General features: G+C 67.7%; 24 protein-coding genes. 9 read left to right on the top strand and 15 right to left on the bottom strand.

The features are described 5' to 3' along the window. Positions 1-130 precede the first annotated feature (130 nt). From HUW53_RS01040 to HUW53_RS01025, 4 genes are all read left to right on the top strand, one after another. Positions 131-2,641: a PAS domain-containing protein gene (locus HUW53_RS01040; protein ID WP_237343875.1), complete on the top strand. Its 2,511-nt coding sequence runs from the start codon at positions 131-133 to the stop codon at positions 2,639-2,641. A gap of 259 nt (positions 2,642-2,900) precedes the next feature. Continuing rightward, positions 2,901-3,137, top strand: coding sequence for a (2Fe-2S)-binding protein (locus HUW53_RS01035; RefSeq protein WP_237343874.1), 237 nt, complete (start codon positions 2,901-2,903; stop codon positions 3,135-3,137). A gap of 159 nt (positions 3,138-3,296) precedes the next feature. Further along, positions 3,297-3,779: a bacterioferritin gene (gene bfr / locus HUW53_RS01030; RefSeq protein WP_237343873.1), complete on the top strand. Its 483-nt coding sequence runs from the start codon at positions 3,297-3,299 to the stop codon at positions 3,777-3,779. Positions 3,780-4,110: 331 nt separating this feature from the next. Then, a complete protein-coding gene (locus tag HUW53_RS01025) occupies positions 4,111-6,045 on the top strand; it encodes an AsmA family protein (RefSeq protein WP_237343872.1) in 1,935 nt (644 codons plus the stop codon). Between the two features lie 29 nt (positions 6,046-6,074). Here the strand turns inward: HUW53_RS01025 and HUW53_RS01020 are convergent, their stop codons facing one another. From HUW53_RS01020 to thrC, 3 genes are all read right to left on the bottom strand, one after another. Continuing rightward, positions 6,075-6,698 (bottom strand): GNAT family N-acetyltransferase, encoded by a 624-nt coding sequence (locus tag HUW53_RS01020; protein WP_237343871.1) that lies wholly within the window; start codon positions 6,696-6,698, stop codon positions 6,075-6,077. A gap of 107 nt (positions 6,699-6,805) precedes the next feature. Further along, positions 6,806-8,068 (bottom strand): M16 family metallopeptidase, encoded by a 1,263-nt coding sequence (locus HUW53_RS01015; RefSeq protein WP_370877827.1) that lies wholly within the window; start codon positions 8,066-8,068, stop codon positions 6,806-6,808. Positions 8,069-8,076: 8 nt separating this feature from the next. Further along, entirely contained in the window at positions 8,077-9,489 is a 1,413-nt protein-coding gene (gene thrC / locus HUW53_RS01010) for a threonine synthase (protein ID WP_237343869.1), read from the bottom strand. 242 nt (positions 9,490-9,731) lie between these two features. Here thrC and HUW53_RS01005 point away from each other — a divergent pair, with 242 nt between their 5' ends. Continuing rightward, entirely contained in the window at positions 9,732-10,199 is a 468-nt protein-coding gene (locus HUW53_RS01005) for a nuclear transport factor 2 family protein (RefSeq protein WP_237343868.1), read from the top strand. Further along, positions 10,199-10,756 carry a TetR/AcrR family transcriptional regulator gene (locus tag HUW53_RS01000; RefSeq protein ID WP_237343867.1) on the top strand — a complete coding sequence of 186 codons (558 nt, stop codon included), beginning with the start codon at positions 10,199-10,201 and terminating at the stop codon, positions 10,754-10,756. The genes HUW53_RS01005 and HUW53_RS01000 overlap by 1 nt, the downstream gene beginning before the upstream one ends. Before the next feature lie 68 nt (positions 10,757-10,824). On the opposite strand, the gene panB is transcribed toward HUW53_RS01000, so the two are convergent. Further along, a complete protein-coding gene (panB, locus tag HUW53_RS00995; protein ID WP_237343866.1) occupies positions 10,825-11,664 on the bottom strand; it encodes a 3-methyl-2-oxobutanoate hydroxymethyltransferase in 840 nt (279 codons plus the stop codon). An 87-nt stretch (positions 11,665-11,751) separates the two neighbouring features. Further along, positions 11,752-12,318, bottom strand: coding sequence for an NnrU family protein (locus HUW53_RS00990; RefSeq protein ID WP_237343865.1), 567 nt, complete (start codon positions 12,316-12,318; stop codon positions 11,752-11,754). A gap of 197 nt (positions 12,319-12,515) precedes the next feature. On the opposite strand from HUW53_RS00990, the gene HUW53_RS00985 reads away from it, so the two are divergent. Together HUW53_RS00985 and guaB are read left to right on the top strand one after the other, a co-directional pair. After that, positions 12,516-13,019: a L,D-transpeptidase gene (locus tag HUW53_RS00985; RefSeq protein WP_237343864.1), complete on the top strand. Its 504-nt coding sequence runs from the start codon at positions 12,516-12,518 to the stop codon at positions 13,017-13,019. Positions 13,020-13,289: 270 nt separating this feature from the next. Next, a complete protein-coding gene (gene guaB, locus HUW53_RS00980) occupies positions 13,290-14,816 on the top strand; it encodes an IMP dehydrogenase (RefSeq protein WP_237343863.1) in 1,527 nt (508 codons plus the stop codon). An 81-nt stretch (positions 14,817-14,897) separates the two neighbouring features. Here the strand turns inward: guaB and HUW53_RS00975 are convergent, their stop codons facing one another. From HUW53_RS00975 to fabD, 10 genes are all read right to left on the bottom strand, one after another. Then, complete coding sequence (locus HUW53_RS00975) at positions 14,898-15,587, bottom strand: sulfotransferase family protein (protein ID WP_237343862.1); 690 nt, start codon at positions 15,585-15,587, stop codon at positions 14,898-14,900. 201 nt (positions 15,588-15,788) lie between these two features. Further along, positions 15,789-16,283, bottom strand: coding sequence for an ion channel (locus HUW53_RS00970; protein WP_237343861.1), 495 nt, complete (start codon positions 16,281-16,283; stop codon positions 15,789-15,791). A gap of 126 nt (positions 16,284-16,409) precedes the next feature. Beyond that, entirely contained in the window at positions 16,410-16,709 is a 300-nt protein-coding gene (locus tag HUW53_RS00965) for a hypothetical protein (RefSeq protein ID WP_237343860.1), read from the bottom strand. Between the two features lie 93 nt (positions 16,710-16,802). Further along, positions 16,803-17,477 (bottom strand): guanylate kinase, encoded by a 675-nt coding sequence (gmk, locus tag HUW53_RS00960; protein ID WP_237343926.1) that lies wholly within the window; start codon positions 17,475-17,477, stop codon positions 16,803-16,805. A 23-nt stretch (positions 17,478-17,500) separates the two neighbouring features. Then, on the bottom strand, positions 17,501-18,427 hold the full coding sequence (locus HUW53_RS00955; protein WP_237343859.1) for a YicC/YloC family endoribonuclease: 927 nt from the start codon (positions 18,425-18,427) through the stop codon (positions 17,501-17,503). A 38-nt stretch (positions 18,428-18,465) separates the two neighbouring features. Next, positions 18,466-19,620: an endolytic transglycosylase MltG gene (gene mltG, locus HUW53_RS00950; RefSeq protein ID WP_237343858.1), complete on the bottom strand. Its 1,155-nt coding sequence runs from the start codon at positions 19,618-19,620 to the stop codon at positions 18,466-18,468. 78 nt (positions 19,621-19,698) lie between these two features. Continuing rightward, a complete protein-coding gene (fabF, locus tag HUW53_RS00945; RefSeq protein WP_237343857.1) occupies positions 19,699-20,961 on the bottom strand; it encodes a beta-ketoacyl-ACP synthase II in 1,263 nt (420 codons plus the stop codon). Between the two features lie 180 nt (positions 20,962-21,141). Beyond that, entirely contained in the window at positions 21,142-21,378 is a 237-nt protein-coding gene (locus tag HUW53_RS00940) for an acyl carrier protein (RefSeq protein WP_237343856.1), read from the bottom strand. A gap of 287 nt (positions 21,379-21,665) precedes the next feature. Then, the gene (gene fabG, locus HUW53_RS00935) at positions 21,666-22,409 is read right to left on the bottom strand and encodes a 3-oxoacyl-[acyl-carrier-protein] reductase (protein WP_237343855.1); all 744 of its coding nucleotides are present in this window, start codon (positions 22,407-22,409) and stop codon (positions 21,666-21,668) included. A gap of 275 nt (positions 22,410-22,684) precedes the next feature. After that, complete coding sequence (gene fabD / locus HUW53_RS00930; RefSeq protein WP_237343854.1) at positions 22,685-23,668, bottom strand: ACP S-malonyltransferase; 984 nt, start codon at positions 23,666-23,668, stop codon at positions 22,685-22,687. 475 nt (positions 23,669-24,143) lie between these two features. On the opposite strand from fabD, the gene HUW53_RS00925 reads away from it, so the two are divergent. Continuing rightward, positions 24,144-24,854 carry a L,D-transpeptidase gene (locus HUW53_RS00925; RefSeq protein ID WP_237343925.1) on the top strand — a complete coding sequence of 237 codons (711 nt, stop codon included), beginning with the start codon at positions 24,144-24,146 and terminating at the stop codon, positions 24,852-24,854. The last annotated feature ends 629 nt before the right edge of the window (positions 24,855-25,483 follow it).

Here is a 25,483-nt window from a genome sequence, read left to right as displayed (position 1 = left end):
CCCGTCTTCGCCAATATGAAAATGGACGCAATATCCACGCGATTGCGTCCGTGTTAACCGTTTTGGCGCATGCTCGGCCTCCACTGGGATTCACGAGACCGCCCCGCGCGGCGGCCATTGCGGACGGGACATGATGACGGAGACGAAGGCCCGCGCGCTCGATTTGACAGACCCCCGCCTCGCGCCGCTCCGCCGTGACGACCTCCCGTCCTTCCTGGTGGATGCCGCGACCGCCGCGGTGCTCGCCGTAACCGCCGCCTGCGGACGTTTTGGCATTGGGGTCGACCACCGCCTGCCGCCGCAGATCACGGAAACGGTGCGCGCGCTGGCCGGTGGCCGGACCCATGCCCATGGCGCCGCCCTGGTGCGCCTGCGGCTGCCGCGCAGCCTCACGCCGCGGGTGTTTCGCGGGCTCGTGCTCGACCTCGAAGGGGGGCCGGTGGTGCTTCTCGCCGATCCCTCCGCGCTCCTCGACGATCCCGCCTTCAGCGTGGAAGCCGGCGCCCCAGCGCCATCCGCCCCACCACGGGGGGGCCTCGAAGCCCTCGACCCGGCCGTGCGCTTCACCTTCGAGACCGACGCCGACGACCGGATTCTCGCGCTCTCGCCCGCGCTCGCCATGGCGCTGGGCGCCCGCGCCGATGCCTGGAACGGCTCCAGCTTCCCGGCATTGGAGGACGCAGGCCGCATCGTCTCCGGCCGGGCGCTCGCCGACGCCCTGGCCACCGGCACCAGCTTTTCCGGCGTCCGCGTCACGGTGCCCGGCACGCCGATCCTCGACCTGGAGCTTGGCGGCGTGCCGCTGTTCGACGCGGCGCGACGCCGGGTGGCCACCCGCGGCTTCGGCGTGCTGCGCCGCTGGACGGTGAGGCCCGAGCCGGCGCCGACCACATGCGAAATCGCGCCTGATGACGATGTCCGCATGTCCCAGGCCGCCGGCACCGCCCCCATGGATCGCGACCTGGAACAGACGCTCGCGCGCGCCGCCGGGCGTTCCGCCGCCCGCGCCATGGGCCGTTCACTGTCCAACGTGCTGCCCTTCAACGGGCTGACGCCCCGCGAGAGCAATTATTTCGACGAGATCGGCCGCACCCTGGAAGCCGCCATGCGGTCCGACGCACCGCGCGATGAGCCCGGACCGACCACCGAGCCCCCCTCGCCGCCGCCCTCCCCGTCCGGCCTCGACGTGCTCGACGCGCTGCCCGTCGCCACCTTGCTCGCGGATGGCGCGCACCTCGCCCACGCCAACCGCACCTTCCTGCAATGGACCGGCTGGCCCGATGTCGCCGCCGTTCGCGACGCGGGCGGGCTCGACGGGGTTCTGCACACCGACCCGGATGGTGAAAGCCGCCTTCTGGCGGCCGACGGTCATGAATGGCCCGTGGATACCAGCGAATCGGCCGCCGACTTCTACGCGCCCGGAGCCCGCCTCCACCTGCTGCAACGGCGCGCGGACGAAGACATCCTTCCGCTTCCGCCGGAGCTGTCGGATCCGCGGCGCGACGCCCTCGACCTCGTGCCCTGGCCGGTGCTGCTGATCGACGCCGCCCATCGCATCCTGTTCGCCAACCGCGCGGCGGAAGTCCGCCTCGGCTTTGCCGCCAGTGAGTTGGAGCACGAGCCCATCACCATTGTCATCGCCCCCGAGGCGCGGGGCGAGGCGATTGGCTGGCTCGACCGCGCCGCGGCGGGCGAGAACGACAACCGCCCCCTGGTGCTGGCGCTGCGTCCGCGGGACGGCGAGGCGTTTCGCGCCCTGGCCGCGCTGGCCGCCGTGGGCGAAGGCACCGGACAGACCTGCGTGGTGCTCGGCCCCGAGCCGTCCCCTGAAGCCGACACCGAGGTCCGCACCACCGCATCCGCCCCGCCGGAGCCGCGCGGCGTGTCATGGAGCGGCGCGGACAACGACGGCGGCACGGCACCTGAGGCCGTCGCTCGGATCTTGTCCCCGGCGGCCGAGCCGACACGCGCCGCCGCTGGAGAGGACGTGCCGCCGGCCCTGCATCTGGTCGCCCGGCGGCTGGCCGAGAGCCTCGGCCCCTCTTTCTCGACCCTCGCCGACTATGCGCCCGACGACGCGCCCGACCTTCCGGGGCCGGTGCGAGACGCTCTGGAGCGCGTGCAAGGCAGCCTTGACGACCTCGCGGCGCTGGCCGCGCCCCTGGCCGAGACGGATGGAAGCGCCACCGATGTGGCCACCGTCGTCCGCACCGCCCTGGCCCACGCCCTCCCCCTCGCCCGCCGGCGCCATGTGGCGGTCCGCACCGACATCAGCGCGGTGCCGCAGATCGTGACCCGGCCCGCGCGGCTCGCGCGCCTGGTTCGCCTCTTGATCGAGGAAGCCCTTGATGGCGCCCCGCCGGATACCGCCATCGCGGTGTCCCTGCTCTGTGACGCCGAAGCCGACGCGGCTCCCGTCATGCTCCAGGTCAGCGACGCGGGCCAGCCGGTGGACGAAATCGGCCTGGAGGCGGCGTGCGACCCCACGGCCCCATCCGTGGGCAGCGACCGCTTCAGCCGCGCCGGACGCCCCCTGCGCTACGCCCGGCTTGCGGCGGAGGCGGCCGATCTCGGCGCCGCGCTCACCCTGCGCCGCGGGCAAGCGAGGGGCATGACAAGCCTCCTCAGTCTGCCGCGATAGTCCGCGCCCCACGCGCGTCGACGAAGACCTTGGCGGCGGGACGTCCGCAGGGAGCGGCGCCGCGCGGATCACCACGGCGCCCCTTCAGCCACGTCATGGCCCCGCGAGCGGCATCGGCTACCGCGCCGACTTTAGATTTCCTCTGAAACGTGGCTCAACCGCTTTCCGCTGTTGACGAGACCGCGCACCATCTGCGTAAATTGATAATCAGAAGCAGTTCTTTTTGAAGTTTTCCAAACGACTTGATCTGGGCCGCACCATGATCGTGTGTTCATGCAATGTCTTTTCAGACCGGCAGGTGATTGACGCCGTTTCCGGCGCTCAGGGCATGCGCACGCCTGGCGAGGTCTATCGATGCCTGGGCTGCGCGCCCCAATGCGGGCGCTGCGCCCGCACCATCCGCGCCCTCATGGATCAGGTGCAGGCCAATGGGTGCGGCCAGTGCGGGGAGGACTGCTCCGCGGCCGGGCTGAGCGGATTGGTCGCCGCTGAATAATCCCTCGACAGAGGCCCTTTGCCACCGTAACGGTCTTCCGGTACGGTGGTTTCCTAGTGTTGATTTCAGATTAGAAGTGGTCTAACACTGATTCAAAATCACAATTGACGTGCCCAAAATCACGTTCGACGTGCCATTGCAGGTACCAAGGAGCACACTATGAAGGGCGATCCGAAGGTCATCGAGTACCTCAACCGAGGGCTACGATCGGAGTTGACCGCCATCAATCAGTACTGGCTCCATTACCGCATGCTCGACAATTGGGGCTACAAGGCCCTGGCGAAGAAGTGGCGCGCGGAATCCATCGAAGAGATGGTGCACGCCGACAAGTTCACCGACCGCATCCTCTTCCTCGAGGGTTTCCCGAACATGCAGGTGCTCGATCCGCTGCGGATCGGCCAGGACGTGAAGGAAATCCTCGACGCCGATCTGGCGGCCGAACTGGACGCGCGCGCCCTCTACCAGGAAGCCGCGACCTACTGCCATTCGGCCAAGGATTACCCGAGCCGCGACCTCTTCGAGGAGCTGATGGCGGACGAGGAAGGCCACATCGACTTCCTTGAGACGCAGCTTGACCTGGTGGCCAAGCTCGGCTTGCAGCTCTACGCGCAGCACCACATCGGCGAGCTCGACAAGGACTGAGTCGCGCGCCCATCGGTTGTTCCGCCAAGAAAACCCGGCCTCGCGCCGGGTTTTTTGTCTTGAGTACCTTGCCTTGAGTGCTCAGCCTCGCGCACCCGGATCGGCCTGATGGCGCCCTCGTCCCGCGTGCACCGGACCCTGTTCGGCCCAGGCCATGAAAGCGACACAGAAACAAACGAAGGTGCCCGCCATCTGAAGCGCTTTCGGGGACCGGTGCGCACTTCGGTGCCATGCGGTCGCGGCCTTCCGGATCGTGGTGGCGCCGGACAAGCGCCGACAATGGCGGAGGTGCCATGCCCTTCCCGAAATCCGATCATTCGAGAGTGGATTGTTGAGACTGGGCGAAAACACGCGCCGCGTCGCGCTGGTCGGCACAGCCATCGGCGGGCTCGCCGTTCTGGTGCTTGTCGCAGCCCTGGTGGTGGTGCCCCTGTTCGTGCCTGCGGCCGAGTTGCGCCGCGCCGCCATCGCCGCGGTAGCGGGAACCACGGAACGCGGTGTTACCATCTCCGGCGAGCCGGTGCTGCGCCTGCTGCCGTCTCCGCGCGTGGAACTGCGCAAGGTCACGTTCGCGCTGCCGCAAGGACAGTCGCTTGAGGCGGATGCGGTGGTCAGCCGTATCAGCCTGTGGCCACTGCTGTTCGGGCGCATCGTGGTCTCGGAAGTCACCCTGGAAAGCCCGTCCCTGGTGCTGACCGGGGAGCACCAGACGCCGCAATTGGGCATTGAGCCTTTCCTCTCCGGCGCGAATGGGCCGGAATTGCGGATCGTGGACGGCACCATTGCGTGGCGCTCGGAGAGCGGCCTCACCCGGGAACTCGTCAGCGGAATCGTGGGCAGTCTCGATCGCATCACGGCGGGACAGGGCATCACGGTCAGCGCGGTGTTCGACTGGCGCGGCGGCGCTGTCGAGGCGCACCTGTCCGTGGACGACATGAAGGCCTTTCTGGGCGGGATGCCCACACCCACCCGCGCGGCCCTGATCTCAAACACCGCCAGCATCCGCTTCCGTGGGCAGGCCAGCTTCGGCACGGCTCCCGCCGCCGAGGGCACCCTCACCGCCGATGCCGATTCCCTGCGCGCCTGGCTCACCTGGGTGGGCATCACCCCGCCCACCAGCCGTGGCCTGAGCGCCTTCGCCCTCAATTCCCATGTGGTGCTCGAGGGCGGTATTCTCTCCTTCACCGATACCGCCCTTGATCTCGACAGCAACCGCAGTGAAGGTGGCCTGCTCGTGAAACTCGACGGCGGCCGGCCGGTGATCCAGGGAACCTTTGCGGCCGAGAAGCTCAACCTCAACCCCTACGGGCACATGCGCCTCACCAGCGACAGCGGCCGGGAGTGGGCTCGCGACCCCTTCGACCTTTCTGCTCTCGCGGCCTTCGACCTGGACTTGCGCCTGTCCGCCGGACAGGTCACCGCGGAGGACACCACCTTCACCACGGTGGCCGCGAGCGCGGTGCTCTCCAATGGGCGTCTGGCGCTGGCCCTCGGCCAGACCAGCGGCTGGAACGGCATGCTGCGGGGCACCGCCACCTTGACCCCGCTCCGGTCGGCACGGAGCGCCGACGGACATGGCCTTTCGGTCCGCATCGAAGCGGAATGCACGGACATTTCCCTGGAGCAGGCGCTCGACGACCTGGCCGGCATCGGCACGTTCGAGGGGACCGGGACGCTCCAGTTCGACCTTCAGGGTGAAGGCCGCAACGCCCACGAGGTCGCCCAAAGCCTGATGGGCACGGTAGCCCTCGCCAGCGGCGGCGGCGACATCGTGGGCTTTGACGTGGCCCAGGTGCTCCGGCGAATCGAACGACGCCCTCTGTCGGGAGCCGCCGACCCGCGCGGCGGCCGCACCCCCTTCACCCAGCTTGCGGTGAAGGCCAGCCTGCGCCATGGCCTCGCCACGCTCAGCGCCATGTCCATCGACGGCAAGCAGGTGCACCTCGACATGGCTGGCACCATCGATGTGGCCCAGCGCACCCTCGACCTGTCCGGCGAAGCCGCCCTGAAGACCAGCCCCAAGGCCAGCGATCCCAAAGCCGACGACCTCCAGGACATCGCTTTGCCGTTCGTGGTGGAAGGCCCGTGGGCATCGCCGCGCATCATGGCCGACCCTGTCAGCCTCATCGAGCGTTCGGGCGCGGCCCAGCCGTTGCTGGAAGCGGTGAAGAGCCACAAGGCAGGTGTCGCCCTGCACACCGTGATCGAGAAACTGGTGAAGCCGATCAGCCCGTCGCCGGTGGATGCCGCTGGCGCGGCGAACTGAAAGCCGCCTGTCCGCCCACCGTTCCGGCCCTATTGGGCGGCGGACGCCTCCCGCGGGCGGCGCACCGGGCGAATTGCGTCCTGGCGCAGCCGGGCGAAGACCAAATGGTCCTCCCACACCCCGTTGATGCATAGATACTGGCGCGAATAACCCTCGCGCATGAAGCCGCAGCCTTCCAGCAGGCGGATGGAGGGCTGGTTGCCGGGCATGCAGGCGGCTTCCACCCGATGCAGGTGCAGCACCTCATGGGCGACCGGCAGAACCGCGGTCACCGCCGCCTTCATGTAGCCTTGCCCCGCGAAGTCCGCCCCCATCCAATAGCCGAGGCTCGCCGCCTGGCATACGCCGCGCCGCACATTGGACAAGGTGAGTCCCCCAACCAATTGGTGGTCGGACCGGCGGAACACGAAGAGTGGGTAGGCTTCATCCGCCATCATGTCGCGCGCATAGCGACGCAACCGGCGGCGGAAAGCACCGCGGGTCAAATCGTCCGCCGGCCAGATCGGCTCCCAGGGGGTCAGGAAGGCCCGGCTCGCCGCGCGGACATCGCACCAGACGGGAAAGTCCTTCATCTGCGGTACGCGCAGATACACCCTCTCGCCCTCGATGGTCGGCAGAACGTCCGGTGCGAAGAGCGTACTCAGCGGCCACATGATCGACGCACTCGCAGCTTCGTCAGTTCCACCTGGACCGCCCGACCGCCGTTCCGGCGGCATCGGACGATCCGCGAGCCCTGCCATGCGGGCACAAACCGCGCCCGCTAGCCCCTCAGGCGTTCCACCGCCCGCGCCGCTGGCGCCAACCCGGACTCGGGACCGAGGGCGGTCAGGGTGGGTCGGCCCCGTGCAACCAGAGTTTGCGCTGCTTGCCGCACCATCGCAACATCCACGGCATCCACCTTGGCCACGATTTCGTCCACCGGGATCACCCGACCGAAACCAAGGATCTGCCGCGCAAGCTGGTCGGCGCGCGCGCCGGAGCTTTCGAGCGCGGCGAGCAGTCCCACCTTCATCTGCGCCTTGGCGCGCGCCACTTCGACCTCGGTGATGGTTTCGCCGGCCGCGAACAGCTGGTCGATGACCGCCTCCGACAACTCGCCCACGTCACCGGTGTCGGTGCCGGCATAGATGCCGAACAGGCCGGTATCCGCATAGCTCCAGTGGAAGGAATAGATGGAGTAGCACAGCCCCCGCTCCTCCCGCACATCCTGGAACAGGCGCGAGGACATGCCCCCGCCCAAGACGTTCGTGAGCACCTGGAGCGCGTGATAGTCGCCGTGGTGGTAGGAGCAGCCTTCCAGCCCGATGAGCACATGCACCTGCTCCAGCTCGCGCGGAGCAAGCTGGATGCCGCCGGTATAAGCGGCCTTCGGCAGCTCCGGCTTGGCCGCGCCGCCGACCGACTTCAGCCGCGCCGCCGCCTCCGCCACCACCTGCTGATGATCGACCGCCCCGGCGGCGGCGACCACCATGCGCGGCCCGCGATAGGTGCGGCTGAGGTAGGCGCCGAGCTGGTCGCGGTTGAAGCCGCGCACCGTCTCCGGCGTGCCGAGGATGGAGCGGCCCACCGCCTGCCCCGGAAAGGCCTGCTCCTGGAACAGGTCGAACACCAGGTCGTCGGGCGTGTCCATGACGGCCCCGATCTCCTGGACGATCACCCCCTTCTCCCGCGCCAGCTCGTCGGCGGCGAAGGCGGGCTCGGTGAGGATGTCGGCGAGGATGTCGAGGCCGAGGGGCACATCTTCCCCCAGCACGCGCACATTGTAGCTGGTCTGTTCCACCGAGGTGGCGGCGTTGATGTCGCCGCCCACCTGCTCGATCTCCTCGGCGATGCGGCGGGCCGAGCGGCGGCGCGTGCCCTTGAAGGCCATGTGCTCCAAGAGGTGCGAGATGCCGTGCTCGTCCTCGTTCTCGTCGCGGGCGCCGGTGCCTACCCAGATGCCGAGGGAGGCGGTGCCCAGATGCGTCATGGAATCGGTGACGACGGTGATGCCGTTGTCGAGGGTCGAAATCTCTACGCCCATCATCTGCCTCAGGCTGCGGCGCCAGCGGCGATGCGGGCGCGGCCGCGAATGAAGGCCTCCACGGCAGCAAGGTCGTTGGGCAGCACGGTGACGGTTTCCCGCCGGGTCATCAGGTCCGCCATGTGGGGCGGCAGCGGCGGCCGATGTCCGGTGGCGGCGGCCACCGCATCGGGGAACTTGGCGGCATGGGCGGTGGACAACACCACCTGCGGCACGGTAGCGAGATGCTCCACCTTGTCCGCCACGGAGAGGCCCACCGCAGTGTGCGGGTCCACCAGGTAGCCGGCGCTCTTGTAGAGCTTGGCGATGGTGGCCGTGGTTTCCGGCTCGTCCGCCCGCGCGGCGGAGAAATCGGCGGCAATGGCGGCGAGCGCCGGCTGCGGCAGCGTGAAACAGCCCGACTGGGCGAGCGCGCCCATGAGCTGGCGGATGACGGCGGCGTCGCGGTCCACCGCCTCGAACAGCAGACGCTCGAAATTGGACGAGACCTGAATGTCCATGGAGGGCGAGAGGGAGGGGGTTACGCCCTTCACCTCGTAGCGGCCGGTGTCGAGGGTGCGCACCAGAATGTCGTTCACATTGGTGGCGATGGTGAGATCGCGGATGGGCAGGCCCATCTTCTTGGCCACCCAGCCGGCGAGGATATCGCCGAAATTGCCGGTGGGCACCACGAACGACACCTCGCGATGGGGCGCGCCGAGCGCCGTCGCCGCGTAGAAGTAATAGCCCACCTGGGCCACGATGCGGGCCCAGTTGATGGAGTTCACGCCCGCCAGCGCAAGCTGATCGCGGAAGGCGTGGTGATTGAACATGGCCTTCACCAGGCCCTGGCAGTCGTCGAACGTGCCCTCCACCGCGATGGCGTGCACGTTGGGCGAGGCCACGGTGGTCATCTGCCGCCGCTGCACCTCGGACACGCGGCCGTGCGGAAACAGGATGAACACATCCACCGCGTCGCAGACGCGAAACGCCTCGATGGCGGCGCTGCCGGTGTCGCCGGAGGTGGCGCCGACGATGGTGGCGCGGGCGCCGCGGGCGTTGAGCACATGGTCCATCAGCCGCGAGAGCAGCTGCATGGCCACATCCTTGAAGGCCAGGGTCGGCCCGTGGAACAGCTCCAGCACGAACCGGTTGGGCGCCACCTGCACCAGGGGCGCCACCGCCGGATGACGGAAGCCCGCATAGGCATCCGCGATCATCAAGTCGAGCGCGCGCTCGGGCAGCGCATCGCCCACGAACGGCGCGATCACCGCCTTGGCCACGACGGGATACGGCTTGCCGGCAAGGGCGGCGATGGCCTCGGGCGACAGGGTCGGCCAGGTCTCGGGCACATAGAGCCCGCCATCGCGGGCAAGCCCAGCGAGCAGGGCGTCGGAAAAGGACAGGGCCGGGGCTTCGCCGCGAGTGGAAACGTAACGCAAAAGGTCCTCGCCGGAGTTCTTGCCGCCGCGTTCGGGGGCGGCGTGACCACGCAGCCTAAACGCAAGCCGCCGCGCGCGAAAGGCTTCGCCGCCGAATGCCCGACGGCAGGGCGCAGCGATAGCCGATTCGCACCGCGTCCGAACCCCGCCCGGCCCCATCGGCGGCCCCGCGCACGCACGCTCTTGACAGGCGCGGCCATAATTGTACTGATTGGTACGTAACAAACCAATCGGTATCAATCATGACCCAGCGCCCCCCGCTTCCGCCCTTCACCGCCGAGACCGCCGCCCAAAAGGTGCGGCTGGCGGAAGATGCCTGGAACACCCGCGATCCGGAGCGGGTGTCCCTCGCCTACACCCCCGACAGCCGCTGGCGGAACCGGTCCGACTTTCTCGCCGGCCGCGCGGCCATCGTCGCCTTTCTTGCCGCCAAGTGGCAGCGGGAGCAGGACTACCGCCTCATCAAGGAATTGTGGGCCCATGCGGACAACCACATTGCCGTGCGCTTTCAGTATGAGTGGCGCGACGGGGCGGGCGCCTGGTTCCGCTCCTACGGCAACGAGCAATGGGAATTCGACGAGAACGGCTTGATGCGGCGGCGCGAAGCCTCCATCAACGACGTGCCGATCCGGATCGAGGAGCGCAAGTTCCTGTGGCCGGCGGGGCCCCGCCCGGCGGACCATCCGGGCCTCACCCAATTGGGGATGTGATGGCGCGGATCGTGATGGAGCGGGGGGATGTCGTGCCCCTCCTCGGCGAAGTGTTCCGGGAACACGGCTTCGAGGGGGCAAGCCTTGCCGCCATCACGGCCCGCACCGGCCTTGGCAAGGGCTCGCTGTATCATTTCTTTCCCGGCGGAAAGGAAGAGATGGCCGCCGCCGTGCTGGCCGAGATCGACGGCTGGTTCGAGGCCCAGGTCTTCGCCCCCCTGCGCGAGGGCGCGGATGCGCCGAGCGCGATCCGGGACATGCTGGCGAAGGTGGATGCCTATTTCCGCTCGGGACGGCGGGTATGCCTCGTGGGCGTGTTCGCCCTCGGCGAGGTGCGGGACCGCTTCTCGGACCAGGTCGAGGGTTATTTCGCCGCGTGGCGCGACGCCCTCGCCGGCGCCCTGCGCCGCGCGGGACGATCGGAAGCGGATGCCGCCGAGCAGGCGGAAGAGGCCGTGCTCGCCATCCAGGGCGCGCTGACCCTCGCCCGCGCGCTGCGCGATCCGGAGGTCTTCACCCGCACCCTGGAGCGCCTGGGCCGCCGCCTGCTCGCCTGAGCGCGAACGGCCCGCGCCCAAGACAAAGGGCCGGGACGTGCCCCGCCCTGGTCACCCCCCGAAGCGGATCAGGAGGCCTTGGCCTTCTGCACGAGGCGCGGCGCGTAGACGTGTTCCGGACCGGGGAACGCGCGCGCGCGCACCTCGTCCGCGTAGGTGGCCACGGCCTTTTCGATCTCCGGACCCATGTTGGCATACTTCTTCACGAACTTGGGCACCCGGTCGCCAAGGCCCAGCATGTCCTCCAGCACCAGGATCTGCCCGTCGCAGGCGGCCGAACCGCCGATGCCGATGGTGGGCGGCGCCACTTCTTCCGTGATGCGCCGCGCCAGCGGCTCGGCAATGGCCTCAAGCACGATGGCGAAAGCCCCGGCATCCGCGACGGCGCGCGCGTCATCGAGAATGACCGACGCCTCGACATCGTCCCGCCCGCGCGCCTTGAACGAGCCCAAGGTGTTGATCGCCTGGGGGGTCAGGCCCACATGGCCCATCACCGGCACGCCGCGATCCACCAGGAAGCGCACGGTCTCGGCCATGCGGCGGCCGCCCTCAAGCTTCACCGCGCCGGCGCCGGTCTCCTTCAGCACCCGCGCGGCGGTGTGGAACGCCTCGGTGGGGCTCGCCTCGTAGCTGCCGAACGGCAGGTCCACGGTGACGAGCGCCCGCTTGGTGCCGCGCACCACGGCACGGCCGTGCACAATCATCATCTCCACCGTGACCGGAACGGTGGTTTCCAGCCCGTGCATCACCATGCCGAGGCTGTCGCCCACCAGAATCACGTCCACATGGCGGTCCAGCAGGCGCGCGGTGTGGGCGTGGTAGGAGGTCAGCGATACGATCGGCTCGCCCCCCTTGCGGGCCTGGATTTCCGGCGCGGTGATGCGGCGGCTGTCTGCCTGGCTGGACATGACGTTCCTCTAGCTTTTTTGACGTGGCTCTCGATTTTGGCCTGAGCACCTTCGCCTTGTGCCCGCTCCGGCCGGCTCCCGGCCCGGTCACATGACGGGCACCCCGATCACATGGGGATGGAACACGAAGGCGAGGAGCGCATAGAGCACCACCCCGCCGCCGACCGCAAGGGCATCCCCCACCCAGCCCGCCGGAGCCGGGGGCACCGGGGCACCGCGCCGCTTCAGGGCGATGCGGTCATAGACCGCCCACGCCAGCACCGCGCCGAACAACACCATGGAGGCGGCATCGCCGTTCGCCAGCAGATGGGCGAAGGCCCAGGTCTTCACCGCCACCAGCAGCGGATGCTTCAGCCATGTGCGCAGGTGGCTCGGCACATAGGCCGCCACCGCCGCGATCGAGGCGAGCAGCATCAGGAGCAGCGTCACATGCCTCAGGCCGAGGGGCGGGGTCCAGATGTGGGCGGAGCCCGACGCGCGCCACAGCACGAAGCCATAGACCGTCAGCAGCAGGCCGCTCGCCGCGAGCAGCGAGAAGAAGCCCTTGTACGCCCCCTCCCCCACGGACGCGATGAGCTGCGCCCTCAGCCCCCGCAGGCTCGCGACCACATGGATCCCGATGAAGACGACCAACCCCAGCAGCATCATCAACATGGCTCGACCTCCGCCGATGGCGTCCCCAGCCACCTCAAGTGCACGACCGGCGGCGCCGCTGCAAGGCCGACCGGACGTGAACCGGACATAACGGCGTGCGGTCCGCCGCCTCCACCCCTCGGCGGGAGCAAAGCACCCGCCGTTCGCGCTTGCGTTGCACCCCTGCCGTGCCACTATGTGTCACGGAGGAGAAGACCATGGGGGTATCGGCGACGAGAGCGCGGCCCCACGCGGAAAACCATGGGGCGCGCCGCCAGGCGGCGCGCGGCACAATCCGGCGAGCTGTCGCGCTCGTCTGGGCTGCGCCCCTTCTGTGGGTGCTCTGCACCGTCATCGCACAGGCGGGCGTGGTGGCCCGCGTCGATCTCTCCAGCCAGCGCATGACGGTCTCGGTGAACGGAGTGCCGCGTTACAATTGGCCTGTCTCCACTGCCCGGCGCGGCTATGTCACCCCGACCGGCACCTATCGGCCGCAGCGGCTCTACCGCAGCTACTATTCCAAGAAATATTACAACTCGCCCATGCCCCATGCGGTGTTCTTCCGGGGCGGATACGCCATCCACGGCAGCTACGCGGTCAACCAGCTCGGCGCGCCGGCCTCCCACGGCTGCATCCGGCTGCACCCTGGCAACGCCGCCACCCTCTATGGCCTGATCCAGAGCTACGGGCCGCAGAATACCCTGATCCAGATCACCCGCTGAGACATTCCCCCGGAATCATGCCTACACTTGCCCCGGCGGCTCGAGACCGCATGACGCTGCGGAATCGCCACGCCGGTGCGGGACGCATGTGCGGGACGCATGGCCCAATTGCGCGAAAACTCTGCGCGTCAGGTCTTCTTTTCGTCGCGCACCCATGGTATCGGCCACTGCCAACTCGAAATGGGGGCCGGGACGACAATCGTCGCGACCGACCGTTCCGACCGAAGTCGCCGCGACGCGCATTCCGGGCGTCGCCAACAGGAGTTGGCCATGACTGCGCCCCTCTCTTCCGCACCCCTCTCGTCCGCCGCTCGTTCGGACCGCTTCCGCGAAGCGCTCACGTTCGACGACGTGCTGCTGACCCCCGGCGCCTCCGAGGTGATGCCCGGCGAAGTGGACACGGTGACCAAGCTCACCAAGTCCATCACCCTCAATTTGCCCATCATCTCCGCCGCCATGGATACGGTGACGGAAGCCCGCCTCGCCATCGCCATGGCCCAGGCCGGCGGCATCGGCGTGATCCACCGCAATCTCACGCCGGAGCTTCAGGCCGAGCAGGTCAAGATCGTCAAGAAGTATGAGTCGGGCATGGTGGTGAACCCGGTCACCATCCACCCGGACGAGACCCTTTCCGACGCCCTCACCTTGATGAAGCGCTACGCCATCTCCGGCATTCCGGTGGTGGAGCGCACCACCGGCAGCCTGCCCGGCCGGCTCGTGGGCGTGCTCACCAACCGTGACGTGCGCTTTGCTCATAATCCGGATCAGCGCGTGTCCGAATTGATGACCAAGGAGAACCTCATCACCGTCCGCGAGGGCGAGGTGACCCAGGACGACGCCAAGCGCCTGCTCCACCAGAACCGCATCGAGAAGCTGCTGGTGGTGGATGCCGATTATCGCTGCGTCGGCCTCATCACGGTGAAGGACATCGAGAAGGCGGTGGCCTATCCCAGCGCCGCCAAGGACGAGCAGGGCCGCCTCAGGGTCGCCGCCGCCACCACGGTCGGCGCCGACGGCTTCGAGCGCACCGAGCGCCTGATCGACGCGGGCGTGGACCTGGTGGTGGTGGATACCGCCCACGGCCATTCCAAGAAGGTCCTGGATCAGGTCAGCCGCATCAAGCGCCTCTCCAATACCACCCAGATCCTCGCCGGCAACATCGCCACCGCCGATGGCGCCAAGGCCCTCATCGATGCCGGCGCCGACGCGGTGAAGGTGGGCATCGGGCCGGGCTCCATCTGCACCACCCGCATCGTGGCGGGCGTGGGCGTGCCCCAGCTCACCGCCGTGATGGACGCCGTGGAAGCCGCCTATGCCACCGGCACGCCGATCGTGGCCGACGGCGGCATCAAGTATTCCGGCGACCTCGCCAAGGCGCTGGCGGCGGGCGCATCCGCCGCCATGGTGGGCTCGCTGCTGGCCGGCACCGACGAGAGCCCCGGCGAGGTGTTTCTCTACCAGGGCCGCTCCTACAAGGCCTATCGCGGCATGGGATCGGTGGGTGCCATGGCGCGCGGCTCGGCCGACCGCTACTTCCAAGCGGAAGTGCGCGACACCCTGAAGCTGGTGCCGGAAGGCATCGAGGGCCAGGTGGCCTACAAGGGTCCGGTGGGCGCGGTGCTGCACCAGCTCGCCGGTGGCCTGCGCGCCGCCATGGGCTATGTGGGCGGGCGCGACCTCCAGGAGTTCCGCGAGAAGGCGCGCTTCGTGCGCATTTCCTCGGCCGGCCTGCGCGAGAGCCATGTGCACGACGTGCTCATCACCCGCGAGAGCCCGAACTATCCGACCTCGGTCTGAGCACCGGCCAAACGCATGCGAAAAGGGCCGGTGGCATCCCGCCACCGGCCCTTTTCTTTGACCCGTCACCCGCCGCGATCCTCAGAAATCATAGTCGAAGACCTCGATCTCATGGCGATACCAGGACGCCACGAGGTCCCGCGTCTGCGGCGTGTAATACTCGCGATAGCCGCCCTGCGGCCGCAAATGGCCCTTGGCACGGGGCAGTGGAGGCAGCGCCCATCCCCGCTCGCGGGCGAGCTGAGCCAGATCGTCGGCCAGATGCTCGTAGCGCAGCACGCGGTGCACCGCGAGCCGGTCGTCAATGGCATAGATCCGCCAGTTATCCACCTTCAGCTCGGGATCGTCGGATGCGAGCCAGTCCGCGAACGACGGCTTCCGCTCCTCCGGGAGCGACCGGATTTGCCAGAAATAGTTCGACACCTGCCGATCCCAGGGATTGCGCTCGATGGAGAAGCGATAGGCGCCATCGAATGCCTTGGCCCCCACAAGGCGCCGCAGGTCGGCCGCGTGAATGTGGTCGGGAATGGGAATGAAGGGGCTGAAGCGCGGCGCGCGAAAGCCAAGGCTCCAGCGGACGCGGTTCTTCAGGCGCCAGTCGCGGCGCCGCATCATGTAGTTCTGCTCGGTGACGCTCGAAGGCCCCTGCTCGTCCACCGGGGTAATGATGTCCCGCGGGCCACAGATGCCGCGCAAGGCGAGTTCCACACTGGTGCCGCCCGTTTTACGGGTCTTCAAGAAGATGAAATGGTTGAGCTTGGAATAGATCATCGCAAGGGCACGCCTCTTGGCGCCATCTGTTCAGCAGGCGCGCGCCGCAGTCCATAACCGCATCCGCGCTCGATCCCGCTCCGCTGGGGCACCCTGGCGACTCTGTGGCATGTCCCACAGACCGATGCAATTTACATAATGTTTCTATACTTTATCTTCTTATGCCGAACATTGCGTTTCGGCGCGCGATCGCGGAGCAGCTCAGCCCGCGCGCGCGCGATCGGCGGCCCCGTGCGCCGGCGCATCGTGCTGGGGGTCGGGTTCGGGGGTGATGACGCGCGTCACATATTGCACCATGAAGGCGGTGGACCACGCGACCATCATCGGGCCGAGCAGGGATTCAAAGCCGGCGATCCCGCGATAGGCGCGGCCGATGGACAGCCCGTCGGGACCCACCGTGGTGTAGGTGGTGAGGGAAAAATAGACGGCATCGTCAAAGGAAGAGAGCGCGCCGATGCCGAAATAGCCGCAGGCCCAGGCCAGAACCTCGGTCAAATGGACCACGCACAGGCCAATGACGAGAGCGCTCACGACAAACGTCTCCCGCATCACATGATGGCTGAAACTGCCGCTGCGCAGCATCTTCCGGATCCATCGGCGCAAGAGGAACACGCCCGACATATGGATCACGACAGTGAGGAAGGCGAGCGCGAGACACACCAGAAACACGTGGGCGAAATCGATCCCGTGCACCATTGACGCCGCATCCTCCCCGCGCCGGGATTCGGCGATGGAGGCAGACTATCAGCCATCGGGCAAAAGCAGCAGCGCCCCAGGCTGGTTACGGCCCACGCGCCCCGCGTGGCCCTCGGGCGCGCCGGGTCAGCCGCCCTTGGGACCCTTCGGCGGGGTCACGTCGATCATGTCGTTCTCAAACGGAGTATCCACGGGACGCCCGGTGCGCAGGTCGAAGATGCGCACCCCCTCGAAGCGCGCCCGGCGCACGCTGAAGCTCTTACGCCCTGTGACCAGGGCGTAAATGCCCCCGCCGAGCAGCAAAGCCGTCACCACCACGCCGGCCACGATGATGAGGCCACCGACGAGCGTGAACAGAGCAAAGCCCACAAGGGCCGCCACAGCGAGACCGGCGAAACCGCCAAAGACGTTGAGAAGCTGTTTCATGGCTCCATCTTCCGCGAACATTCCGGCGGACTTTGGGCGCCCGGCTCAAAGCCCCCCTGCGTCATGTACGCTCGGGACCCGGCGCGCGCGGCGTCAAAGCCCGTCGCGCAGCTGCTTCACGAACGTGGACAGGCCAGTCAGGCGCCGCCGCTTGAGCCGCTCCGCCTCCAGGATGGAGCGCAGCTTGGCGAGACTGTCGTCAATCTCCCGGTTGATGAGGATGTAATCATACTCATCATAGTGGCTGATTTCGTCCGAGGCCTTGGCCATGCGCTGGTGCACCACCTCGTCGGAATCCTGGGCGCGCGTGCGCAGGCGCTGCTCAAGATCCGCCGCGCTGGGGGGCAGCAGGAACACTTTCACCAGATCCTGCTGAGCGCTCTCGCCCAATTGCTGGGTGCCCTGCCAGTCGATGTCGAACAGGACGTCCCGCCCCTGCGACAGCGCCTCCTCCACGGCCCGACGCGGCGTGCCATAGAGGTTATTGAACACCACGGCGTGTTCCAGGAGCTCGCCCTCGTTGCGCATGCGCTCGAAGGTGGGGACATCCACGAAAAAATAGTCCTTGCCCTCCACCTCGCCAGGGCGCGGCGGGCGGGTGGTGACGGACACCGACATGGTGATCCGCGAATCGGCTGCAAGCAGCCGACGCGACAAGGTGGTCTTGCCCGCCCCGGACGGGGACGACAACACCAGCATCAGGCCGCGCCGGGCGAGGCCCGCACCGGTTCCGGGCTTCCATCCGGGCAAAGCGAAATGAGCGGACATGGAGGAAGGCGTGGTCACCGCGGTCACTCCAGATTCTGGACCTGCTCGCGGAACTGATCCACCAGCAGCTTCAGGTCAAGGCCGATCTGCGTGAGCGCCACCGCATTTGACTTGGAACACAGGGTGTTGGCCTCGCGATTGAACTCCTGGGCCAGGAAATCCAGCCGCCGGCCCACCGGGCCACCGGCCAGCAACAATTCCCGCGCGGCGGCCACATGGGCGGCGAGCCGATCCAGTTCCTCGCGCACATCCGCCTTGGTGGCGATCAACACCGCCTCCTGGTGGAGTCGCTCCGGATCGAGCTGCGGCGCCGCGTCCAAGAGCGCGCGCACCTGTTCGACGAGCCGCGCGCGGATGGTCTCGACCATGCGCTCCGGCAGTCGCTCGGCGCCCTCCACCAGGGCGCTGATGGCATCAAGCCGCGCGAGCAGAATGCTCTGGAGCGCGCGCCCCTCGCGCTCGCGCATATCCACAAGCTCGGCCAGCGCAACGTCGAAGGCGGCCAGGCAGGCGTCGCACCGCGCGTGCCGCTCCTCCGCGCTTTCCTCCACTTCCGCCACCTCGATGATACCCTTGACCGCAAGCAGCGCATCAAGACCCGGCGCCGGAGCGTCCAGCTTCTCGGCCGTGCGACGCACGGCGCGCATCAGGCTCTCGAGTCCCGCCTCATTGACGCGGATCGCCACATCCTCGCCTTCCCGCGTGGCGGTCAGCGTGGCGGACACCGAGCCGCGGACCAGCATCGCCGCGGCGCGCGCGCGCACCGCCGCTTCCAGATCCTCGCAGCCCGGCGGCAACCGCAGGCGCAGATCAAGACCCTTGCCGTTGACCGAGCGCACTTCCCAACTGAACCGCCAGCGCCCGTCCGAGCCGGAGGCGCGCGCAAACGCGGTCATGCTGGCGAGCACGGAGGCGCGGGCCTCCGGCGAGGAGGGAGGAGGCTCGGTCATGGCTGATCGCGCGAACCGCCACCGGCTGCGCGCCTTCTTCAGTTGGCGGGCTGGGATGCACCGCTTTGGGGAGCTGCGGCCGAACCGGACTGCGGTGCAGAACCGGGCTGCGCCGCCTCGATCGCCCGCCAGCGGGCAACATTCCTGTTGTGATCGTTCAGCGTTTCCGCGAACGCGTGGCCGCCGGTGCCATCGGCCACGAAGTAGAGATCCTTCGTATGGGCCGGATCGGCCACCGCCGCCAACGCCTCACGTCCGGGATTGGCGATGGCCCCGGGCGGCAGCCCGTCCACCGCGTAGGTGTTGTAGGCGGTGGGCGTGACAATGTCAGACCGGGTGATCGGCCGCCCCAGGGAGCCCTTTCCGCCCACCAGCCCATAGATGATGGTCGGGTCCGACTGGAGCCGCATCTTCTTGTTGAGCCGATTGATGAACACCGCCGCGACCTTGGGGCGCTCGTCCGCGTCCCCGGTCTCCTTCTCGACGATGGAGGCGAGGATGATCATTTCCTGCGGGTTCTTCAGGGGCAGGCCTGGCGCCCGCTTCTCCCACAAAGCCTTCACCAGCTTTTGCTGGGCATCGGCCATCTGCCTCAAGACCTCGTCGCGAGACATGCCACGATGAATCCGATAGGTCTCGGGCAGCAGCGTGCCCTCAAGTGGCACGACCGGGGTGCCCGTCAACAGGTCGTTGGCCATCAGGCGCTGCACCACCTGCTGGCTGGACAGCCCCTCGGGAATGGTGACCTGATGCACCACCACCTTGCCCGATGCGATGGCATCGGCCACGCTCGCCATGGACTGGCCCGGCTTGAACAGGTATTCGCCCGCCTTCATGCTGGCCTCCGGACGGGTCACCTTCTGCCCGACGATGAAGACCAGCCAATTGTCGATGATGCCTTCGCGCTCCAGGATTTCCGCCATGTCGCGCACGCCCGCGCCCCGCGGGATCAGAACCGTCTTCTCCGCTTCAAGGGGGCCGGGACCGTTATAGGCATGCTCGCCGTACCAGACGGCCAAGCCGCCCCCCAGTAAGGCGAACAACAGGAAGGTGAAGATGCCGCTGCCAATGGTCACGGCCGGATGGCGCGCCGCCTGCGACGGCCGCCGGGCCTTGCCCTTGTCCCGCCGACCGCCGACGTGAAAGGTCGGCGCAACGCCATCCTTTGGGGCTTTGGTCTCAGGCGTTTCCATCACGGGCCTCCCACGCGCGGCGTCCTACAACCCGAGGCCGGGCTCCCGCGTCCGCCACATGGACGCGGCGGATCCGCCTCAGGCCGCGTAGCGCCGGAAGACCAGCGACGCGTTGGTGCCACCAAAACCAAACGAATTGGACAGCACCGTGTCGATCTTGCGCGGCTGCGCCTTCAACGGCACCAAATCGATGGGCGTGTCCACCGACGGGTTCTCCAGATTGAGAGTCGCCGGCGCGATCTGGTCGCGAATGGACAGCACCGAGAAGATGGCTTCCACCGCACCGGCCGCCCCCAGGAGATGGCCGATGGACGATTTGGTGGAGGACATCGCGGTCTTGCCCGCCGCATTCCCCAGCACGCGTTCCACGGCCTTGAGCTCAATCTCGTCGGCCATGGTCGACGTGCCGTGGGCGTTGATATAGTCCACCTCATCGGCGGAAATGCCAGCCCGCTTCAGCGCCGCCGACATGCACCGGTAGGCGCCGTCGCCGTCCGCCGAGGGCGCGGTAATGTGGTATGCGTCGCCGGAAAGGCCGTAGCCCACCAGCTCGGCATAGATCCGCGCCCCGCGCGCCTTGGCGTGCTCCAGCTCTTCCAGCACCACCACGCCGGCCCCTTCGCCCATGACGAATCCGTCGCGGTCCCGGTCATAGGGGCGCGATGCCCGCGCCGGCTCGTCATTGAACGCGGTGCACAGCGCCTTGCAGGCCGCAAAACCGGCAAGAGCCAGACGGTTGATGGGCGATTCGGTACCGCCCGCCACCATCACATCCGCATCGCCGAGGGCGATCAGACGGCCGGCGTCGCCAATGGCATGGGCGCCGGTGGAGCAAGCGGTGACGACCGCGTGGTTCGGGCCCTTGAGCCCGTGGGCGATGGACACGTAACCACCCGCCAGATTGATGAGGCGGCCGGGAATGAAGAACGGCGAAATGCGCCGCGGACCGCGCTCCTTCAAGGTGATGGAGGCTTCCGCGATGCCCTCGATTCCCCCGATGCCCGAGCCGATCAGCACACCGGTGTTGATCTGGTCCTCGTAGGTCGAGGGATGCCAGCCGGCATCATCCAGGGCCTGGGACGCGGCAGCCATGGCGAAGACGATGAACTCGTCCACCTTGCGCTGCTCCTTCGGCTCCATCCACTGGTCGGGATTGTAGGTCCCGTCGGAGCCGTCACCACGCGGAACGTTCGCCGCGACCTTGCACGCGAGGTCGGAGACATCGAAATGCGTCACGGCCTTCACGCCGCTTTCGCCGGCGAGGAGGCGGCGCCACGTGGGTTCCACGCCGCAGCCGAGGGGCGTCACCATGCCGAGACCGGTGACGACGACACGTCTCATGGGGAAAACTCCGACCGACGCTCGAAAAGCGTGCAAACACCATGGCTGCAGGCCCCACAGATGGTGCCCATCACGCCTGCTTTCGGATCCCGCCGCCATCGCAACCGCGGCGGGCCGTCTGACGACAACGGCCGCGGGCGCTCAGCGCCACGCGACCGCGACCTGAACCTCAGCCGCGACTCACGCCGCGTTCTTCTCCAGGAACTTGATGGCGTCGCCCACCGTGAGGATGGTCTCGGCGGCGTCATCGGGGATCTCGCAGTTGAAGGCCTCTTCAAAGGCCATCACGAGCTCGACGGTGTCGAGGCTGTCGGCGCCGAGATCGTCGATGAAGGAGGCACCATCGGTCACCTTCTCAGCTTCGACGCCCAAATGCTCGGCGACGATCTTCTTCACCCGCTCGGCGATGTCACTCATCGATGCAACCCTCGTTGTTCGGATAATCCCGTTGCCGTTCGGCGGCTGGAGGTGGGCATAATGCCTTTTCTCCGCCGTGCCCAGCCCCCTCGTCCACATCCGGAACATGGGGTTTGGCGCCGCCGGCGATCAAGCCCGCCGAAATGGCGCCGCACCGCATGTCCCCTGACGTTGCGTGACGGACCGCAGACACCTTGAGGCGCCTGCGGATCCGGAATCGGCTGAGCGGCTCGTACCATACTCGCGACGCCCTGACCAGCGAGGGCGCGGCGCCGCGGCGCGGCATTTCAGATCATGGCCATTCCGCCGTTCACATGCAGGGTCTGCCCCGTCACATAGGCGGCTTCATTGGAGGCCAGGTAGACGCAGGCGGCGGCGATATCTTCCGGCGTGCCGAGCTTGGCCGCGGGTACCGCCTTGAGGATGCTCTCACGCTGCTTTTCGTTCAACGCGTCGGTCATGGGCGTGGCGATGAAACCGGGGGCGATGCAGTTCACCGTCACCCCGCGCGAGGCCACTTCCTGGGCCAGCGACTTGGACATGCCGATCATACCCGCCTTGGCCGCGGCATAATTGCCCTGCCCCGCATTGCCAGTGACGCCGACGATGGAGGTAATCGAGATGATGCGACCCGAACGGCGCCGCATCATGGTGCGCACCGCCGCGCGCGACAGCCGGAACGCCGCCGTGAGGTTCACCGCGATCACCTGATCCCAGGCCTCGTCGGAGAGGCGCATGAAAATGTTGTCGCGGGTGATGCCGGCGTTGTTCACAAGAATATCGACATGGCCTCCCAACGCCTCCTCGGCGGCGGGCACCAGCTTTTCCACCTCTTCAGTGCTGCCGAGATTGCAGGGCAGAACCGCCACCCGCTCACCGCCCAGTTCGGCCGCCAGGGCCTCGAGCGCCTCGCGGCGGGTGCCGGAGACGGCCACGGTAGCGCCCTGGGCGTGCAGCGCCTTGGCGATGGCGCCGCCGATACCCCCGGTGGCGCCGGTGACGAGCGCGGTCTTGCCGGTCAGATCGAACATGAAAGCCCAGTCCTCTGTTGGGTTGGCCGGCAGGCGTGCCGGCAAGGATGGATTCGGCGCCAATGCTCCGCCGCGCGCCGCGAACGGCCGACGCCCCGGAGCGCCGGCGGGCGCGGCCTGCCGGCGGATCCGCCTTCGATCCCCTTTTGCGCCGGCCGGTCCCGTTTCCGCAAGCCGGAGGGGACAGGACGCGCGGAAAAACGACGCTGCGACGCGAACGCGCGCCAGCGGTCCGAACCCATGATCCGGCCGTACTTTGGTACGATTAAACCGTCTCAGGCCACCGGCGCCGCGTTGCGGGCGGCGATGAAGGCGGCCACGTCTTCCGGGGTGCCGACATTGGTGGAGGTGATCGCCTTGTCGACGCGCTTCACAAGGCCGCAGAGCACCTTGCCGGCGCCTACCTCGACCATGCGGTTCACGCCCGCGCCCGCCATATAAGCGACGCTCTCGCGCCAGCGCACGGTGCCGGTCACCTGTTCCACCAGCAGGCGCACGATGTCCGCCGGGTCGGTCACGGCGGCGGCCCGCACATTGGAGACCAGCGGCACGCACGGGGCCTTCACCGTGGCGCCGGCAAGGGCGACCTCCATGGCCCGCGCGGCCGGCGCCATCAGCCGGCAATGGAAGGGCGCGGACACGGGCAGCAGAACCGCCTTCAGGGCGCCCTTCGCCTTGGCGATGACGATGGCCCGTTCCACCGCCGCCTTGGAGCCGGATACCACCACCTGTCCGGGGGCATTGTCGTTGGCCGCCTCGCACACATCGTCGCCGGCGGCTTCCGCCGCCACCGCCACGGCCTGGTCGTAGTCGAGGCCGAGCAGGGCCGCCATGGCCCCCTCGCCCACCGGCACCGCCTCCTGCATGGCGAGGCCGCGGATGCGCAGCAGGCGCGCCGCATCGGACACCGTGAGCGCGCCAGCCGCCGCCAGCGCCGAATATTCGCCCAGCGAATGACCGGCCACGAACGCGGCCTCCCGCGCAAGGTCGAGCCCCGCCTCGGCCTCCAGCACGCGCAAGGCGGCCAGCGACACCGCCATCAAGGCCGGCTGCGCATTGGCGGTGAGGGTCAAGGTCTCGGCCGGCCCCTCCCACATGATGCGGCTGAGAGGCGCGGCGAGGGCCTCATCCACCGCGTCGAACACGGCCTTGGCGGCGGGAAAATTCTCGGCAAGGGCCTTGCCCATGCCCACGGCCTGGCTGCCCTGTCCGGGAAAGATGAAGGCGGTCCGAGAGGTCAAACGCGGTCCATCGCTCATTGCGTCGCTCGTTCCATGAGCCATGGGGCGGCCCTCCGATGCTTTAAAGGCAGGTTGAAATCGCGGGCGCAGAGACACCGGGAATGAGGGGGAGTCAAGGCGGGGCGAGCGGACCCCGAGCGCGGCGGCGACATGACCCAAGCGGACCGACCTGGGACGCGGGAGGGTGTCGCCCCCATTCCCGAACGCTTTCCGGCCACTCTTGGCCAGAGCCCAACTCTTGGCCAGAGCCCAACTCTTGGCCAGAGCAGGCCGGGCGGATGCCGTGAACTGGATGTTTTGTCTCGGCCCGCGCGACAGGGCACCGCGCCGCCGCGCGAAGATGGCCGACCCTGGGGCCAGGGCGGGCGGGCGCGACGAAGGCCCGGCTTGCCAGCCGCGCCGTGTGGCGGCAATCTCCGCGCAGCAAGAGGCTCAGCAGGTGGCGGCCGGGGATGTTCTCGTCGGGCACCACAACATGGGAAACGGCCACATCATGATTATGGACGGTGGGAACGCCGCGGCTGGCGAAATGGACGAGGTCGCATTGCCTGGGCTTCGGTCGGTGGCGCTCAGCCGCCGGTCGTTTCTGGTCGGCTCGGCCATCGGTCTCGGCACGCTCGGGCTCGCCGGCTGCGGCACATATGACGGCATGAGCCTTGCGGAGGCGGAGAAGCTCTATGGGCCGGTGCCCACAGAGAAATTCCCGATCCCGGCGGTCGAGGTCGCCAAGGTCAATCCCAAATATTACCGTCGCACGGTGCGCTACGAAACCAAGGAAGCGCCCGGCACGATCATCGTCGATCCCAGCAATTATTATGTCTACCGCATCGAGGAGGAGGGCTCCGCCACCCGCTATGGCGCCAATGTCGGCCGCAGCGGGTTCCTGTGGAGCGGCGATGCTTATGTCGGGCGCAAGGGCGAATGGGCGACCTGGACCCCACCCAAGGAAATGATCAAGCGCCAGCCCGAGGCGGCCAAATACGCCAACGGCATGCCCGGCGGCCTCGACAACCCCCTCGGCGCCCGCACGCTCTATCTCTACCAGAACGGCACCTACACGCTCTACACCATCTACGCCACCAGCGACCCCGAATCCATCGGCACCGGCGTCACCAGCGGCTGTGTCGGCCTCCTCAGCCAGGACATGCTGGACCTGTACGCGCGAACGCCCGTCAAAACAAAGGTGGTCGTCCTGCCGGCGTAGTGGCGGCCCGTTCCGGGGCGGGCAGCGCCGGTGCGGGTGACGTGAAGGCCAGGCGTGTCCTTAGGGGCTTAGCGGATGGTGCTATGGCGCTCCCTGGAAGGTCGCAGATCTGGGCGCTAGGGGCGAGGGTCAGAAGAAGCGCAGTTCGGCCACTGCGCCCATTGCGGATCCGTTTCGTAAGCGAAATGGAGACGTTCGGGCATTGAAGTAGAGGCCCACGGTACGCAGTCAGAATTCACCATTTGCGAAGCACCGCCTCATTCGCCTTGATGTTCACCGATGCCAACTGCCATGGTTGGTGGAGAGAGTAGCAACTCGTTTGGCAACATGCTGAATAGATTTTCGTATTTTAAGATCGCCAGCGCATGAGCAACTTAAAGAGAGAATGAGTAAGGAGGGCGATGGGGGAACGACAGATACCAAAGCAACTGCAGAAAGACGATGGGCTTCAGCGCAGATTCAATGCATCGCCCCAAGTCGATCCATTGGGGGCGAGTTCTCTGCCGACACGCGGCCTCCTCGCGCATCGTCTATTCAAAGGTGGTTCATCGCGCGCGCGAAGGATGCAGACACTTGTATTTTAAGCTGGACTTGTGCTCGGCTCTACCATCAAATATTCTGGTGATCTT

Source organism: Xanthobacter agilis (genome assembly GCF_021730435.1).
GTDB classification, from domain to species: Bacteria; Pseudomonadota; Alphaproteobacteria; order Rhizobiales; family Xanthobacteraceae; genus Xanthobacter; species Xanthobacter agilis.
Note: the sequence above shows the minus strand (reverse complement) of the source record. Positions and strands in the feature narration are given on the sequence as shown.

Excerpts from the sequence above, each read along its gene's own strand:
- HUW53_RS01040 (WP_237343875.1), top strand. The coding sequence starts at position 131 with ATGATGACGGAGACGAAGGCCCGCGCGCTCGATTTGACAGACCCCCGC.
- HUW53_RS01035 (WP_237343874.1), top strand. The coding sequence starts at position 2,901 with ATGATCGTGTGTTCATGCAATGTCTTTTCAGACCGGCAGGTGATTGAC.
- bfr (WP_237343873.1), top strand. The coding sequence starts at position 3,297 with ATGAAGGGCGATCCGAAGGTCATCGAGTACCTCAACCGAGGGCTACGA.
- HUW53_RS01020 (WP_237343871.1), bottom strand. The coding sequence starts at position 6,698 with ATGTGGCCGCTGAGTACGCTCTTCGCACCGGACGTTCTGCCGACCATC.
- HUW53_RS01015 (WP_370877827.1), bottom strand. The coding sequence starts at position 8,068 with ATGGGCGTAGAGATTTCGACCCTCGACAACGGCATCACCGTCGTCACC.
- HUW53_RS01005 (WP_237343868.1), top strand. The coding sequence starts at position 9,732 with ATGACCCAGCGCCCCCCGCTTCCGCCCTTCACCGCCGAGACCGCCGCC.
- HUW53_RS01000 (WP_237343867.1), top strand. The coding sequence starts at position 10,199 with ATGGCGCGGATCGTGATGGAGCGGGGGGATGTCGTGCCCCTCCTCGGC.
- panB (WP_237343866.1), bottom strand. The coding sequence starts at position 11,664 with ATGTCCAGCCAGGCAGACAGCCGCCGCATCACCGCGCCGGAAATCCAG.
- HUW53_RS00990 (WP_237343865.1), bottom strand. The coding sequence starts at position 12,318 with ATGTTGATGATGCTGCTGGGGTTGGTCGTCTTCATCGGGATCCATGTG.
- HUW53_RS00985 (WP_237343864.1), top strand. The coding sequence starts at position 12,516 with ATGGGGGTATCGGCGACGAGAGCGCGGCCCCACGCGGAAAACCATGGG.
- guaB (WP_237343863.1), top strand. The coding sequence starts at position 13,290 with ATGACTGCGCCCCTCTCTTCCGCACCCCTCTCGTCCGCCGCTCGTTCG.
- HUW53_RS00975 (WP_237343862.1), bottom strand. The coding sequence starts at position 15,587 with ATGATCTATTCCAAGCTCAACCATTTCATCTTCTTGAAGACCCGTAAA.
- HUW53_RS00970 (WP_237343861.1), bottom strand. The coding sequence starts at position 16,283 with ATGGTGCACGGGATCGATTTCGCCCACGTGTTTCTGGTGTGTCTCGCG.
- HUW53_RS00965 (WP_237343860.1), bottom strand. The coding sequence starts at position 16,709 with ATGAAACAGCTTCTCAACGTCTTTGGCGGTTTCGCCGGTCTCGCTGTG.
- gmk (WP_237343926.1), bottom strand. The coding sequence starts at position 17,477 with ATGTCCGCTCATTTCGCTTTGCCCGGATGGAAGCCCGGAACCGGTGCG.
- HUW53_RS00955 (WP_237343859.1), bottom strand. The coding sequence starts at position 18,427 with ATGACCGAGCCTCCTCCCTCCTCGCCGGAGGCCCGCGCCTCCGTGCTC.
- mltG (WP_237343858.1), bottom strand. The coding sequence starts at position 19,620 with ATGGAAACGCCTGAGACCAAAGCCCCAAAGGATGGCGTTGCGCCGACC.
- fabF (WP_237343857.1), bottom strand. The coding sequence starts at position 20,961 with ATGAGACGTGTCGTCGTCACCGGTCTCGGCATGGTGACGCCCCTCGGC.
- HUW53_RS00940 (WP_237343856.1), bottom strand. The coding sequence starts at position 21,378 with ATGAGTGACATCGCCGAGCGGGTGAAGAAGATCGTCGCCGAGCATTTG.
- fabG (WP_237343855.1), bottom strand. The coding sequence starts at position 22,409 with ATGTTCGATCTGACCGGCAAGACCGCGCTCGTCACCGGCGCCACCGGG.
- fabD (WP_237343854.1), bottom strand. The coding sequence starts at position 23,668 with ATGAGCGATGGACCGCGTTTGACCTCTCGGACCGCCTTCATCTTTCCC.
- HUW53_RS00925 (WP_237343925.1), top strand. The coding sequence starts at position 24,144 with ATGATTATGGACGGTGGGAACGCCGCGGCTGGCGAAATGGACGAGGTC.